The organism is Streptomyces sp. NPDC001933 (genome assembly GCF_042890955.1).
GTDB lineage: Bacteria > Actinomycetota > Actinomycetes > Streptomycetales > Streptomycetaceae > Streptomyces.
The window spans coordinates 463,795-477,723 of sequence record NZ_JBIASS010000002.1 but is presented as its reverse complement, the minus strand read 5'-3'; the positions used below and the strand labels follow the sequence as shown (position 1 = coordinate 477,723).

The window sequence follows — 13,929 nt, the reverse complement described above, 5'->3', positions numbered from 1 at the left end:
CGGACGCTCCCAGTCGGGGGCCACCGGGTTCAGGCCGTACGGTCCGGGTCGGGCCGGGTCCAGCGGACCTTGACCATGAAGTGGCCCTCCACCGCGGTCTTGGCGATCACCACCCCGGACTCGGCGTTGAACTTCATCCCGAATTCGATCTCGTACTCGTCCGGCCCCAGCGCCCGGACCGAGTCGACCACCGACCGGATCGCGGGCCGGGCCTGGGCGAGGGCGTCCTCCAGCCGACGGCCGGCCCGGACGACCTCGCCCGAATCCCGGGAGATCCGTTCGAGCCCCGGTGCGTCATCGGCCACCTCGACCTGTAGCGAGGCGCCGTCCGGTCCGTCGAAGGACACTACCTCGGTCATCAATTCCCCTTGGAACGAAGGTGATTGAGCAGGGCAAGGGATTTCGGTGGGTCGATCATAATGGCCGCGACAGCGGATCGGCGCAGGATCCGGGGGATGCGATGATGCACCTTCGGTGCGGCCCGGGAGGGCCTCGCCGGGTCGGCGCACCCGGGGGACGGAGACCGTCGTGAACGATGCCGGACATGAGACCGCCGCGCTGGAGTACGCCGGGACGGGCGGGGCGAGCGGGACAGACAGGGCAGGCGAGACGGACGGAGCAGCCGGGGCGGGCGGGACGGAAGCCGCAGACGCGCTGCGGGAGCTCGGGCAGGCGTTCCGACGAGCCGCTGCGGCGCTGGGCGAGGTGGACGGCGGTGCGGGCGGCGCCCATGCGCTCGCCGCCCTGTACGACCTGGACGAGGCGCTGGAGGAGAGCCGCGCGCTCGCCGACGTGCTGCCGGGACTGCTGGCCGCTGCCATGCCCGGGGACCAGGTCGCGGCCGGCACCGAGGAGCTGATGCGGCAGCTCGCCGAGGTCGCCGACCGGGTCGGGAGCGAACGTGCCGCGCTGGACGAGCTCGCCGCCGCCGAGGAGGAGCTGCGCGACCGGCTCGCGCGGCACGGGGCGCTGCGCCGGCAGGTCGATGAACTGCGCCGCCTGGAACGGCTGGTGCTCGCCCTGGACGCCCTCCAGGAGCAGCAGCAGGTCATCGCGGACCGGCTGGCCGCCCTGCGGGGCCGGGACACCGGGGTCGACGAGGCGCTGCGCACCAGCAGCGACGCCCTGGTGCGGCTCTCCGACGACCAGCTCGCCGCTCTCGCGCCCCAGACCCGGCAGCTCCTCGAACGGGCCGCCGCCGCTCAGCACGTACTGGCCGCCGAGGAACGTGAGAGCCAGGAAGCGGCCACCGAACTCGCCCGGTCCGAGGAGCGGTTGGCGCAGATCCGGGACGCGTGCGGCGCACGGATCGCCTCGTTGCGGAAGTACGCGGCCGTCGACCGGGAGCTGGCCCGAGCGCTGGCCGCGCCGCAGGGGGCGGCCGCCGGCACCGGCACCGCTCGGCAGCGGCTCTCCCTGGCCGAGGTGGAAGCCGCCACCGCCGACATCGAGAACCGGCTCCGCGCGGCAGACGAGGCGCTCGGGCAGGTACTGACGGAGCGCGAGGCCCAGGACCGCGAGGGGCGGTTCACCGTCCCGTGGGCGGGCCAGTAATGCAATCACGGTTACTGGCAGGGCGGTTGTGAGCTCTGCCGGTGACTGCGGTGGTGTTCTGCTGTGTCTGTGGATCTCGGGGTGGGCAGATCGAGGTCCGGCGGAGCGGGGGAGCGGAACCCTGGGAAGGCGGTGTGGTGCGCGTTCCGACTCGCGGAGGCGAAGGTCTGACGGCCGCCTGGCGGTCAGCGCGCGACGAACTGCGTCAGAATCGCCTGCACCTCATAAATGTTGACCCCCTTGGTGAAGGTCTTCTCTATCGGTGTCGCGCTCCCCGAGACCCAGATCTTCAGCTCGGCATCCAGGTCGAAGTGGCCGGCCGTCTCCACGGAGAAGTGCGTGATGCTGCGGTACGGCAGCGAGTGGTACTCGATCTTCTTGCCGGTCAGCCCCTGCTTGTCGATCAGGATCATGCGCCGGTCCGTGAGCAGGATGGCGTCCCGTATCAGCTGATAGGCGCCGTGGACCTGCTCGCCCTGGCCGAGCAGCCGGGCGTACTCCCGCGCCGCCTTGCCCGGATCGATGGTGTGCGCGTTGCCGAACAGTGCCACTGGGGTCCCCGTCTTTCGTCCTGCCGTTCCATCCTTCGGTCGTTCAGTGAACGGGTGAGTCTGCAGGCGAGTTCCCCAGCGTTCCGAGGCTCCACTCGTAGTGGCCGAGGGTCTTGGCGAGGCCGATCGGCCCGGTCACCCACAGCAGAGTCCCGACGAAGGACAGCAGCCGCACGTGAGGCTGGACCCGGGTGCAGGCAGCAATTGCGTGGAGGCGCGCGCCTCGTCCAACGCCGGCCGGTTCTGACGCATGTGGCGGGGGTGATCGCGCCGCCGGAGACGCCTCGGCCGGACCCGGGCCCGCCGCAGCCACTACGAACGCCGAGGACACGCCCTGCGACTGTGATTGCGGCCCCTCAGCCCGTCACCGGGACGGCGGGTCGGGGACGTCCTCGGGCAGGAACTCCGTGGGGACGGCCTGCCCGGCGTCGGCGGGGTCGTAGCGGGTGGCCATCCGGGCCTCCATGAGCTCCAGCAGACCGCGGACCGTGCGGGCGTTGCCGAACTCGGCCGGGCTGAGCCGATGGGCCGCCTCCAGCCAGGCGGCGGCGCGCTCCGGCACACCGGGGGCCAGGGTGCAGCGCTCGCTCGCGGCCATCCGGCGCAGGATCTCGACCAGGTCGTCGATGCCGTAGTGCGGGAACTCCACACGTGTGGTGAAGCGGGACGGCAGGCCGGAGTTGGCGGACAGGAAGGCGTCGATCTCGCGGGGATAGCCGGCCGCGATCACCACGAGGCGGCCCCGCCGGTTCTCCATCTCCTGGACCAGGGTGTCGATCGCCTCCTGGCCGAAACCCCCGTGCCGGGCGTCGCTCACCAGGCTGTACGCCTCGTCGATGAACAGCACCCCGTCCATCGCGTCCTCCACCGCCTGCCGCGTCTGCCGTGCGGTGTGCCCCAGATAGGCGCCGACCAGGGTGGCGCGGCCGGCCTCCACCACATGCCCCTTGCGCAGCAGGCCCAGATCGCGGAACATCGCCCCGGCCAGCCGGGCCACGGTGGTCTTGCCGGTCCCCGGCGGGCCGGTGAACAGCAGATGCGGCGGGGCGAAGCCGTCCTGGCCCCTGGCCTGGCGCAGCCGCAGCCGCCCGGCCAGGTTCGTCAGCACCTCGCGTACCGCTTCGAGACCCACGTACGCGTCGAGTTCGGCCAGCAGCTCCGCGGGGTCCGGCGCGGGACGTCGCAGGAATTCGCGGTAGCTCGCGGGCACGTCCTCGGGGGTGACCGGTTCGGCGACCCGGCCGCGCACCCGGCGGGCCCACCGCTTGAAGACGCTGTCGGCGAGGGTGCGCATGTCACGGGCGTTGCCGAAGGAGTCGCCCCGGACGTGGTGCATGCCCGTGATGATCTCCCGCAGCCGGTCCGCCGTCTCGTCCGAGGGCCGGCCGCCCCGCTCCGTCAGCCGGCGCAGTGCGATGGTGTGCAGGGTGTCCGGCGGGTAGTCGGGGAAGCGCAGGATGTTGTCCTCGGCGAACCGGCTCGCCAGACCGGGGTTGGCGGCCAGGAACTCCGCCATCTTGTCCGGGTACCCGGCGACGATCACGACCAGCCGGGCGCGGTCGTTCTCCATGCGCGTGAGCAGCGTCTGAATGGCCTCGTCGCCGAACCCGTCGCTCTGGTCGCTCAGCCCGTACGCCTCGTCGATGAAGAGCACTCCGTCCAGCGCGTCGTCGATCGTAGCGTCGGTCAGCCCCGCCGTCTGCCCGACGTAACCGGCCACCAGGTCCCGCATCTTCGCCTCGACGACATGCCCCCGCTCCAGCAGCCCCAGATCGCGGTAGAGCTCCCCGGCCAGGCGGGCCACCGTGGTCTTCCCGGTGCCCGGGTTGCCGGTGAACACCAGGTGCAGGGAAGGAGGTTCGGCCTGCTCGACCCGGCCGTCGGCGCGCAGCACCGCCATCGTCTCGACCTCGGCCCGCAGCTGCTCGAAGTGGTCCCGGATCACGTCCAGTCCGGACATGGCCGCCAGCCTCTCCCACGGACCGCGGGCGTCGGCCGGGGCGACGGCCGCGCCCGCCTCGCGCACCACCGCCGCGCTCAACGCGGAGCCCGGCGAACCGGCCAGCTGCTCCAGCGTCGCCATCCAGTTGCGTGCCTTGCGGGGATGGGTCGCCATGGCCCGGACCATCGTGTCCAGTTCGCGCCAGTCCTCGATCCGCAGCCCCGTGCGCAGCCGCACGGCGTGGATCAGCCGCTCCGTCTCGGCCGCCTGCGGATAGTCGATCCTGGCGGTGCCGGGCCGTCCCGGCTGCCGGGCCTGCTGGCGTACGTACGTCTCCAGCAGCGGGTAGTCGTGGCACGTCTCCACGAACCGGGCCACGTCCTCCAGCGTCGTCCTCGAGAAGACCAGTACCCACAGATTGCCGTTGTCGTGCTGTGCGGCCCAGTTGGCCATGGCACCGGCCAGAGGCCGGGACGCCCGGTTGTAGCGCAGGTAGTTCTCGGCGTGCGGGACGACGACGGCCGTACGGATGTCATGCTGCTTCAGGCAGTCGACCAGCGTCATGACGGCGAACGGATCGGACAGCGCCGATGCCGGACGGGGTGGACCGGCGGTTTCCCGGCGCGGTCCGGCAGCGGCCTCGGCGGCGGGGCCGGGTGCGCCGGTCACCCGGAGGTTGCCCATCGGGCCCCGCATGCCCGGGGTGCGCATGGTGCGCGGCCCGGGGGCCGGAAGCTGTTTCCGGGCCGGGGAGCTGCGGGACAGGTCGCGTGATGCCGCGTCCCGGAAGTACAGCGGATGGTCCGTCGAGCTGAACACGATCCGCTCGTAACCGGCGGCCCGCAGCCGTCGCCACAGCACCTGCTCCAGGGTGCACACCTGGTAGGCGCTGTCGACGAAGACATCGCTCACCCCCGGCCCGTAGAAGATGGTGAACGGCTCACCGGTGCGCAGATCGGCCCCGCCGAACCGTTCCACGACCGGCCCGGAGAAGGCGGACGGTCCTTCGGTCATGCGCCGCCCTCCGCCGGACGCCGCGGCTGTTCGCGGTGGCGCGCGATGTCGGGCAGCCTCGGGTCGGGCACCCCCGGCTCGGACACCGGCGCCGCCGGCACCGGATGGCCGTCGTCCTGGATCGCCCGGCTGACCATCTCGGCCCGGTCGTGGAGCTCGGCCTCGGCGGTGATGTCGTGGTCGTACGACAGCACCCGCACCACGTGCTGTCCGGAGTCCCGGTCGGTCTGCGAGATGTCGAGCACGATCTCATTGCCGTTCGCGTGGCGGAGCTTGGCGTAGTAGGAGCCGCGCGGGTCCGAGTCCTCGTACTCGCCGTCGACGAATTCGTAGTACGCCATCCCGGACAGGGCCTGGGTCACCGCGTCCGCCAGGTTCACCCGGATCTGCGAGGACAGATGCCGCAGACACGCCTGCCCCACGGTGTCGCCGAGCGCCTTCTCCAGCCGGGGCGCCTCCTCCTCCCGCAGCCGGCGCAGCTCCGCCGTGCCGGTCCGGTCGTCGCGGGCGCCCGCCAGCCCCTGTTCGGTCTCCTGCCGCAGCCGGTCCACCTCGCCGTCCGACCAGTAGTCGACGTCCACCGTGTACCCGTCCAGCGGCTGCCCGTCAGGAGCCACGACCGGCTGGATCCGGTTGCCCTCGATCTCGTTGGCCACCGTGACCAGGGCGTCGATGGCCGCGATCTGCGCCGTGCAGCGCTCCAGCTCCCGCTGCTCGGTCTCCGCCCGCAGCTCGCTGAGCGAGTGGTACGTCTCCTGCGCCATCGCCAGCGCCGCGTCGAACCTGCCCTGCGCCGCGTTCTGCTCCGCCGTCGTCAGCCGGCCCGTCAGCCGGTCGAGCTCACCGGGCGCGTACCGCTCGTGCAGCCCCGCTTCGGTGATCGCCCCGGCCATCGCCCCGGCGTCGGACAGCCAGGCCGCAACCAGCTGCCCGGCCCGGGTCCGGTCCTCCTTCCACCAGTCGATCTCGGCGGACAGCCGGGCCGTCTCGGCCCGTCGCTCGGCGCGTTCGGCCGCGATCTCCCGCCGTGTCCGCTCCTGCTGCTCGGCCAGCCGCTGCCGGGTCTCCTGCCGGATCTGCCCGGCGGACGCGGCCAGTTCCCCGCGCAGCTGCGCGGCCTGCCGGCCGAGCTGTCGCGCGGTGTCGGCCTCCAGGCGCCGGGTCTGCTCGCTCAGCTCCCGGACCACCGACTCGTGCCGCTGCTGCCGCTGCTCGACCTCGGTGAACACCCGGTCCAGGTCGGCCGCGGTCTGCTCCCGCACCGCGTCGATGAGGCGGGGGACGCTCCGCTTCACCTCCTTCAGCTGCTGCGCCTGGCGCTGGATGCGGTACCACTCCGACTCGTCGACCTGGATGCGCTTCCTACCGCTCATGGTGGGGTTCCCGTCCTTCTGATGCGTGGGGAGGTACCGGGCCGGCCATCCGGCTGCGAACGGCGTCGACCGCGTGGTCGAAGGCGCCGATCAGGCCGGGCGGAGGCACCCCGACGAGCAGCGCCTCCGGGCCGCTGACGGCGATCTCGGCGGCCCGGGGCCGGCCCACGAAGTCGTAGCCGCCGTCCGCGTACCGTGCGGTGAGCAGATGGACGCGCTGGTTGGAGCTGCCGCGCAGCCCCCGTCCGTCGTCGAGCGCGGCCACGTACGGCCCGTCGATCAGTACGTCGGTCTCGTCGAGGAGCCGGCGCACGCCGGGGCTGGGCGGCCGGCTCCGCAGCCGTTCCAGCCGGTGGCCGGTGAAGCAGATCACCGACACGTCCCGGACCGCCTTCGCAGCCCTCGCCACCTCGGCCAGCCCGGCCGCCTGCGCCATCGGCTCGCCGCCGGAGAACGTCAGGCCCTCGACGCGCGGATCGGCCAGCAACTCCTCGGCCAGCTCAAGCGGTTCGGCGCTCCGGGCCGGCCGGAAGGGAATCCAGTCCGGCGCCATGCACCCGGCGCACGACAACGGGCAGCCCTGGACCCACAGCACGGACCGCACCCCCGGCCCCAGCACCTCGGTGCCGACCCGGGTCGCCGCCACGTTCAGCGCGGTGCCGGTCACCGGGGCCACCCGGAGGCCGGAGCGGGGCCCGGGTCGGCGACATAGGTGAACGACATGCCGCCGACGACGACCCTGCCGCCCGGGGCGCAGGTGGCGACGGTCTCCCGGGCGGTGGAACCGTCCGGTGTGTACCAGATGCGCAGATCGGTCCGCGGACCCTGCTCCGTGGACCGGAGCCTGCCCACGACCCGGCCGTGCCCGCCCACCGCGGGCGGCCCGAGCACCCCCCGGCGTCCCGCCAGCACCACACGGTCCGGAAGCTGCTCGCCGAACGCGGGCGCCACCAGCAGCACCCCCCGCAGCAGCGGCCGGTTGATCCGCCGCCACCACAGCCACGACCCGACCGCCACCAGCACCAGGGCCGCCGCCAGCGCGGGCAGCAGGACCACCGAACCGGCGGTCGCCCGAAGCGGCACCGACTTCCGCTCGACGTGCACCGCGCGGGGTATGTCGAGACCGACGTCCGGGGCGAGCGGCCGCTCCCAGGCCGAGCCGACCCGGCCGGTCAGCCGCAGCGTGGCATCGGCGTGCTCGGTACGCCGGTACGGCAGCGGGCCCCCCGCCAGCCGGCCGGTCAGCCGCACGTCGAAGGTGCGGGACTCACCCGGTTCCAGGGTCACCCGGCCGGGCAGTCCGGCGATCGCCACGGACGGACCGGCCAGGGAGGCCCGCAAACCGTCGACGGTCAGCGGCAGATGGCGGGTGGTGGACCGCAGGGTGAGCTTCGCGGTGGCCGAACCGCTGCTGAGATCGGTCCCGCCGGTGTCCTGCCAGTCGGCGCGAACGCCCCGGTCCGCGTCCCCGGCGAGCAGCCCGGCGGCCTTGCGGGCCCGCGCGCGGTCACCGGCGCGCGCCAGGTACCCGCCGAGGTCCTGGATGCTCTGCGGCCGGAGCACCGAGGTGCCCTCGACGACCCTGCCCAGCAGATCGGCGCCGGTCGCCCCGCTGCTCAACGGGAGCGCGTATCCCGCGAGTTCGGTCCGGGCGGTGAGGGCCTGCGCCCGCTGGTGCAGCTGTGCCCAGGGCGTGCCCGAGGCGGTGGGGTAGCGGGAGCCGCGCGGCGGATGGTGCTCGCCGTCGGTGAGCAGCACGACCGAGGCCACGGGAGCGGCGCCGTCCCGCCCGAGCTCGGTCAGCGCGGTGTTCAGCGCGGCGCCGATGTCGGTGTCACCCGCCGGATCGGGCCTGGACGGCAGCGACGCGACGATCCTCGCGGTGTCCCCGGCCGGACCGATGTACCGGGGTTCCGGCCGGGAGTCGAATGTGAACAGTGCGACGTGGTCCTTGGGTGTGAGGCCGTCCAGGAACCGGCGCAGGGTCGAACGCACGGTGCTGTAGCGGCCGCCCTGCGCCATCGAACCGGAGGTGTCCACGAGGATCACATGGTCGCCCGGCGCCTGGTCCAGCGCGAGCGCCCGGTAGATCTCGGCGCGGGTGGGGTCCTGACCGCCCGGTGCCGCGTGAGCGGCTGTCACCGGCGCGGCCAGCAGCGCCGCCGTGAGCACGACGGCGCATCCGCGCCCGAACCGGAACGCCCACGACGGGCTGGTGTGCTTCACAGACGCACTCCCTTGGGATCGGTCCTGAGATCGGTCGGCAGTTCACCGAGCGGGAATTCCGCGGGTGCCCCCGCGTCCAGCGGACGCAGCACCAGCCGGGCCGTCCCGTCCACGGCGAGGCGGACACCCAGATGGAAACGGTCGTCCTCGGCGCCACCGGGCAGCGCCAGGGTGCGCACCGGCACGCTCACGGCGCCCTCGGGATCGCGCACCCGCACCTCCACGGGCCGCCCGGCCCCGGTTCCCGCCGGCCCGGTCCGCACCCGCAGCCGCTTCCCGCCCGCCTCCGCGAAGACCGCCGCGCCGCCCGGCTCCAGGAGCCCGGCCCCGCAGACCAGCAGCTCCTGGTTCTCCGGCCGCCCCGCCACGGTCCGATGGGCGCCCACGCACACGGCGTACGGGTAGCGGTCCGCCGGGTCGGCCAGGCCGGCCGCGACGAGCGCGGCGCCGTACACCGCGGCGAGCGCGGGATCGGTGCCGGCGGGCAGCGGCACGAGGGGCCACCCGCCGCCCGTCAGATGCCGCAGCAGCGGCGCGAACCGGGCGGTGCCGCCCACCGCGACCAGCCCGCCGACCGCCGCCCGCGCGGCTTCTTCAGCAGGAGAGGCCTCCTCCGCGGGAGCGGGAGCGGCGTCGTCCAGCGCTTCGGCCGTCGCCAGGTCCAGTCCGGCCGCGAGCCGGCGCAGGGCCAGGCGGACCGTGCCCGCGGTGATGGCGCGCCCCGCCACGCGGTGGACCGCGGTGGCGTCGTAGCGCTCCGGGTTGCGTTCGGCGCGGTCGAGGGCCAGGTCCAGACGGAGCGCGGCGCCGTCCTCGCCCCGGAGCCCGGCCAGCACCCGGCGGCCCGCCTCGTCGCAGGGCAGGCCCGCCTCCGCCAGGAGAGCCGCCTCGAAACCGGCCCCGTACCCGTCCGCGGGCGCGTGCCGGGCGGACCCTGCGACCGCGACCGCACCGGCCGTCACCACGCACACCGACACCTCGGCCGCCGCCGCACCGAGGTCGCACACCACGTGCCGGCCGGCCGTCGCCGTCCCCGCGTGCCGGAGCAGGGCCAGCACGGCGTGCGGGGTGCTCAGGAAGCTCGGCGGCGGCATCCGGCAGCCGGTCCCGTGCAGACCGGCCGACGCGTCGGCCCCGTGGCCCGGCGGCCCGGACCGGTCCCGCGGCGGAGCGACGATCACCAACCGGTCCGGGACGCCGTGCTGCCCGACGTACGCGGAGCAGGCCGCGCGCAGGGCGGCGTCACGCCGGCCGTCCTCCCCGGCCGGAACCGGCAGGCCCTCGCCGGGGACCGCCCCCGGCAACTCGACGAGCTCCGGCGCCCCGTGCGCGCCGACGCGGGCGATCCGGGCGTACCCGGAGCCGATGTCGATGGCGATGGCGCTCACGGACGCCCCCGGTTCTTGAACCGGCCGAGGAGCCCGCGGCGCTGGTCGTCCGCCTGGTACTGCTGGGCGACGGTCCGGTCGTCGGGGTGCTCGGGGTACCCGGTGGCCGGCGGCTGAGGCTGCGGCGGCGGAGGCGGCGCGGCCGGAGCGGCGCCGGGGACGGGCCCGGCGGCCGGGCTCGGCGGCGGACGGTACGCGGCCCGCTGGGGCGGCCGGTCGTGGCCGGGGGCGGCGGCGCGCAGCGCCCCGAGGATACGGCGGTGGCGGTTCTCCTCGTCGGCGCTGTACCGGACCAGCCGGTCGCGGACCTCCCGGTGGAACGGGCTGCTGCCCAGCGCCTCGTACACCGCGAACCCGAGACCGGGCAGCCGCTGGTCCAGCTCCGTCGTGAGGTCGAAGGCCCACCACGCCCCGAAGTCCCCGATGAGCGAGGCGATCTCGTCCAGCAGGGGGCCGGAGAACCGGCGGTCGGGGCAGGCGTCGGCGATGATGCGGCTGAACTCGCTCACCTCGGCGCGGCCGCGGGCGGCGACCCGCAGCCGCTGTACCGGGCGCAGCCACCCCAGGCCGCTGCGGTAGGCCAGGCTGTCGACCAGGTCCTCGGGGAGGTCGATACCGACCCAGCGGGAGTAGTCGGCCGAGGCGAGCCGCCGGGCCAGCCCGTCCCGCACGGTGGCCTCGGTGCTGGGCCGCCGGCGGATCCACCAGGACAGCACCGTCCAGGAGTTGCCGGGGTCCGGCTCGTCACCGAGCAGCGCCTCGACCACCCGGTCCTTCAACGCGGGGTCGCCCTCGGTCCGTCGTGCGATCGCGGCGGCGTAGGCGTCGAGAACGGCGGGGTCGGCGGAGAGCCGTCGCAGCCGGGACATCGACAGGGCGAGCCGGGAATCGGCGCCGTTCAGCCCGGCCAGCACCCGCAACAGGTCGGCGTCGGCGGCCGCTTCCGGCAGCAGGTCCGGCGCCCCGGGCGGCAGCAGGGCGTCCAGCAGCGCCAGTACGTCACGCTGCCCGCCACTGCAGACGGCCTGCCGCAGGACGTCCCACATCAGGCCGAACACGACCGGTCGGCCGAGCTGACGCGCGGTCTCCAGAGCGATCCGCCACGCGTCCTCGTGCGCCGAGGCGAACTCGGCGGCGTCGCCCGGAAAGACCTCGGCCGGACCGGTCTGCCCGGTCAGGACCCCGGCGAAGCGCAGCCAGCCCGGTCTGTGGTCGACGCGGACCTGCCCGGCGAGCGCCACCAGGCGCGACAGCGGCCGCAGGTCGCGGACCCGGTCCCCCAACAGCACCCGCAGCCAGGCCGGCCCGGCCTCCCGCGAGTCGACCAGGATACGGTCGACCGCCTCGGAGGTGTGCCCGAACTTGCTCTCCACCATGTACGCGAGCGACCCGACCCAGGCGGGGTCGTAGCTCTCGGTGGCCGCCAGAACGGTGAACAGCCGCTCGAACGAGCCCGGATGCGGCCCCTCAAGACCGCGCAGCAGCTCCAGGTACCCCTTGGCCAGCGTGAGCGTCTCCTTCGACGCCGCGTGCGAGACGACATCGGTGGCCAGCAGGTCCGGGACCCGCGGTGTCCAGTGCCGGGTCAGCACGGCCCGCGCGGCCGCGCCGTCCGGACGCCGGGCGCACCCGGCCAGGAAGGAGACGAGGATCCCGAGCCGTTGCTCGTCCAGTGACCCGGCCGCCTGCAGATCCAGCAGCCGCTGTACGTCGTCGACCCTGCCGCGGCCCCGCCGGATGTCGTTCAGCACGGAGTCCAGCAGGTCCAGTTCCTGGAGGACGCGTACCGCCGTGCCGGGCTCTCGCAGCGCGACGGCGGCGGTGGCGGCCAGCAGATGGGCCACCACGTCGGTCGTCGACTCCCGTTTCGCCCGCACCCGCAGCAGCTCGGCGAGATAGGTGCGGGCCGCTTCGCCCTGCGGGGCCGGCGGGCGGCCGGTGCGCAGCGCCACCTCCTGCTGCCCGGTCCGGGCGGCGGCGGCGAAGACCAGCCGCAGACCGTGCTCGGCCTTGCCGGTCCAGGTGGCGCCGCTCAGCCAGGCACGGCAGCCGTACGGCAGCAGCGAGCAGACGGCGTCCAGGATCCGGACCCGCTCGGCGACGTCGGGGACGGTGCCGCCGGACGGCGGAGTGATCACCAGCTGATGGCCGTCCAGCAGCAGGGCGGCCATCCCGGCGGCCCACTCGAAGCCCAGCCGGTCCACGGTGCCCGCCAGTTCGGTGGCGGGGGTGCGCACCGGGGTCACGGTGGCGTCCCGGGGAACGGAGTCGGACGCGGCCAGGGAGACGGCCCGGTCCAGCGCGGTCCAGGTCACCCCGGCGCGGCTGGCCGCACTCCATTCGAGCAGCAGCAGCCGCCAGGTGTAACTGGGCCTGCCGGTACCGTCCTTGGAGCCGTCCCAGCTGGTGTCCACCACGGCGCAGACCGAACCGGTCTCCTTCTCCGCGCTGCTGAGGAACACCCGCCAGGGCAGGCCGCTGGCCGGTTCGCGCGCGTCCGGCGTCCCGGTGGTGGCGCTCCAGAGATAGCGCTGGGCGCGGGTGCTCGGCAGGCTGCCGGCCAGCACCTCGTACCCCATGCTCTGGCCCGGGTGCTTGCCCAGGACCGCCCACTCGGCGGGCAGCCCCGCGGCGCCGGACCGGTCGCTCACCACGGCCGCCGCCTGCGCGCGGCCGTCCGGATCCGGCTCTCCAGCTCGGTCAGCGGTTCCAGGACGTTGATGGGTACGGGGGAGGTGCGGATCCGGGGGACGTGGTCGACGGTCTCCACATTGAGGTAATTGCGGTAGTCGAAGATGTGCTGGGGGTTGAGCCGGAAGCCGATCGCGGAGGAGACGTAGTACGAGATGCGCTGCGGGTGGAAGAAGTTCAGCAGCCCGTCCCGTACGAGCCGGGCGTTGGAGCCACGGAACTCGTCGCACAGCCACTGGAAGTAGCGGGCGGCCTGCTCGGCGGGCACCCGGGGCAGCCGGGAACCCACGGAGTCCTGCGTCACCCAGCCGGCCTCCACCGCCGGGCGGAACACCTTGGGGTCGTCGAACTTGGTGACGCAGACGGAGACATGGTGCGGCAGCCGGTTGCGGTGGAGCCGGCCCGCGTTGCGGACCCGGGTGTTGAGCTCGTTGAGCATCGAGTAGAGGAAGTCGAAGCTGTTGGTCGACTGCTCGCCGTCGAGCAGCGGGTCGAAGAGGTAGATCAGCCCCTGGGAACGGGCCAGCTGGTCGAGGACCCGGGGGCGCAGGGCGTGCTCGACGTCCCTCCCGTACACCTCGCCCGCCACGTCCTGGACCTCCAGTACGAAGCCCACGTCGCGGCGCTTGCGGAACGAGGCGTTCGCCGTCTCCTCGCCCTGGAAGGACCAGGACAGCGACCGCACGCCCACGGTGGCCTCCGGGAACACCCGGTCGCTCGCCAGCTGGGTCACACCGGAGGTGAGGAATTCGTTGGACTCCGGATTCATCCCGCTGATCACCCAGTTGGGGCGGCCCTGGCGCTGCTGCTGCATCGCGGCGATGGGCATCGCGGCCAGATACGACGTCTTGCCCGAGCGCGGTGCGCCCCACAGCGCGATGCGGATCCGGTCGTTGCCGGCGGCCGCCGTGCCGCCGGGGGGCCTGGGGACCTCCTCCGGTTCCAGGGAGCCGTCGAATCCGGAGTACGAGGGCTGCGAGGCGGGGTGGTCGGGGTAGTACTCGGTCCCCGTCTCCTCCGGGCGGGCGGCGGACCGCGGGGCGGGGTCGGGCCAGTGCAGGGTGGTGTCATCCGGGAAGGAGCGGGGCGGCTGCGGGTCCTCCGGTGCGGAGGGAGCGCCCGGGTCCTGCGGGTCCTCGTTGGGGTCGTAGTACGGAACGGACATGGTGTTTCTCCTCGTACCGGAACGG

Annotated in this window: 10 protein-coding genes; 1 reads left to right on the top strand and 9 read right to left on the bottom strand. The window is 73.9% G+C overall.

Annotation, left to right across the window (positions count from 1 at the left end; all coding sequences use genetic code 11):
* Positions 1–29: 29 nt before the first annotated feature.
* Complete coding sequence (locus tag ACFYY7_RS06990; RefSeq protein ID WP_266729200.1) at positions 30–359, bottom strand: CU044_2847 family protein; 330 nt, start codon at positions 357–359, stop codon at positions 30–32.
* 169 nt (positions 360–528) lie between these two features.
* Here ACFYY7_RS06990 and ACFYY7_RS06985 point away from each other — a divergent pair, with 169 nt between their 5' ends.
* Positions 529–1,554, top strand: coding sequence for a hypothetical protein (locus tag ACFYY7_RS06985; RefSeq protein ID WP_388658047.1), 1,026 nt, complete (start codon positions 529–531; stop codon positions 1,552–1,554).
* Between the two features lie 185 nt (positions 1,555–1,739).
* On the opposite strand, the gene ACFYY7_RS06980 is transcribed toward ACFYY7_RS06985, so the two are convergent.
* The 8 genes from ACFYY7_RS06980 to ACFYY7_RS06945 form a co-directional block, all read right to left on the bottom strand.
* Complete coding sequence (locus tag ACFYY7_RS06980; RefSeq protein ID WP_376625529.1) at positions 1,740–2,105, bottom strand: PH domain-containing protein; 366 nt, start codon at positions 2,103–2,105, stop codon at positions 1,740–1,742.
* A gap of 364 nt (positions 2,106–2,469) precedes the next feature.
* The gene (locus ACFYY7_RS06975) at positions 2,470–5,061 is read right to left on the bottom strand and encodes an AAA family ATPase (RefSeq protein ID WP_388658043.1); all 2,592 of its coding nucleotides are present in this window, start codon (positions 5,059–5,061) and stop codon (positions 2,470–2,472) included.
* A complete protein-coding gene (locus ACFYY7_RS06970; RefSeq protein ID WP_388658040.1) occupies positions 5,058–6,434 on the bottom strand; it encodes a hypothetical protein in 1,377 nt (458 codons plus the stop codon). The genes ACFYY7_RS06975 and ACFYY7_RS06970 overlap by 4 nt, the downstream gene beginning before the upstream one ends.
* Complete coding sequence (locus tag ACFYY7_RS06965; RefSeq protein WP_388658038.1) at positions 6,424–7,101, bottom strand: 4Fe-4S single cluster domain-containing protein; 678 nt, start codon at positions 7,099–7,101, stop codon at positions 6,424–6,426. The genes ACFYY7_RS06970 and ACFYY7_RS06965 overlap by 11 nt, the downstream gene beginning before the upstream one ends.
* A complete protein-coding gene (locus ACFYY7_RS06960; RefSeq protein WP_388658035.1) occupies positions 7,098–8,660 on the bottom strand; it encodes a VWA domain-containing protein in 1,563 nt (520 codons plus the stop codon). The genes ACFYY7_RS06965 and ACFYY7_RS06960 overlap by 4 nt, the downstream gene beginning before the upstream one ends.
* On the bottom strand, positions 8,657–10,048 hold the full coding sequence (locus ACFYY7_RS06955; RefSeq protein ID WP_388658033.1) for a hypothetical protein: 1,392 nt from the start codon (positions 10,046–10,048) through the stop codon (positions 8,657–8,659). The genes ACFYY7_RS06960 and ACFYY7_RS06955 overlap by 4 nt, the downstream gene beginning before the upstream one ends.
* Positions 10,045–12,702 carry a hypothetical protein gene (locus ACFYY7_RS06950; protein ID WP_388658030.1) on the bottom strand — a complete coding sequence of 886 codons (2,658 nt, stop codon included), beginning with the start codon at positions 12,700–12,702 and terminating at the stop codon, positions 10,045–10,047. The genes ACFYY7_RS06955 and ACFYY7_RS06950 overlap by 4 nt, the downstream gene beginning before the upstream one ends.
* Positions 12,696–13,904, bottom strand: coding sequence for a hypothetical protein (locus tag ACFYY7_RS06945; RefSeq protein ID WP_388658029.1), 1,209 nt, complete (start codon positions 13,902–13,904; stop codon positions 12,696–12,698). Before ACFYY7_RS06945 ends, ACFYY7_RS06950 begins: the two co-directional genes overlap by 7 nt.
* Between the last annotated feature and the right edge of the window lie 25 nt (positions 13,905–13,929).

What these genes read in the sequence shown, in the direction of transcription:
- ACFYY7_RS06990 (WP_266729200.1), bottom strand. Translation starts at nt 359, where the DNA reads ATGACCGAGGTAGTGTCCTTCGACGGACCGGACGGCGCCTCGCTACAG.
- ACFYY7_RS06975 (WP_388658043.1), bottom strand. Translation starts at nt 5,061, where the DNA reads ATGACCGAAGGACCGTCCGCCTTCTCCGGGCCGGTCGTGGAACGGTTC.
- ACFYY7_RS06970 (WP_388658040.1), bottom strand. Translation starts at nt 6,434, where the DNA reads ATGAGCGGTAGGAAGCGCATCCAGGTCGACGAGTCGGAGTGGTACCGC.
- ACFYY7_RS06945 (WP_388658029.1), bottom strand. Translation starts at nt 13,904, where the DNA reads ATGTCCGTTCCGTACTACGACCCCAACGAGGACCCGCAGGACCCGGGC.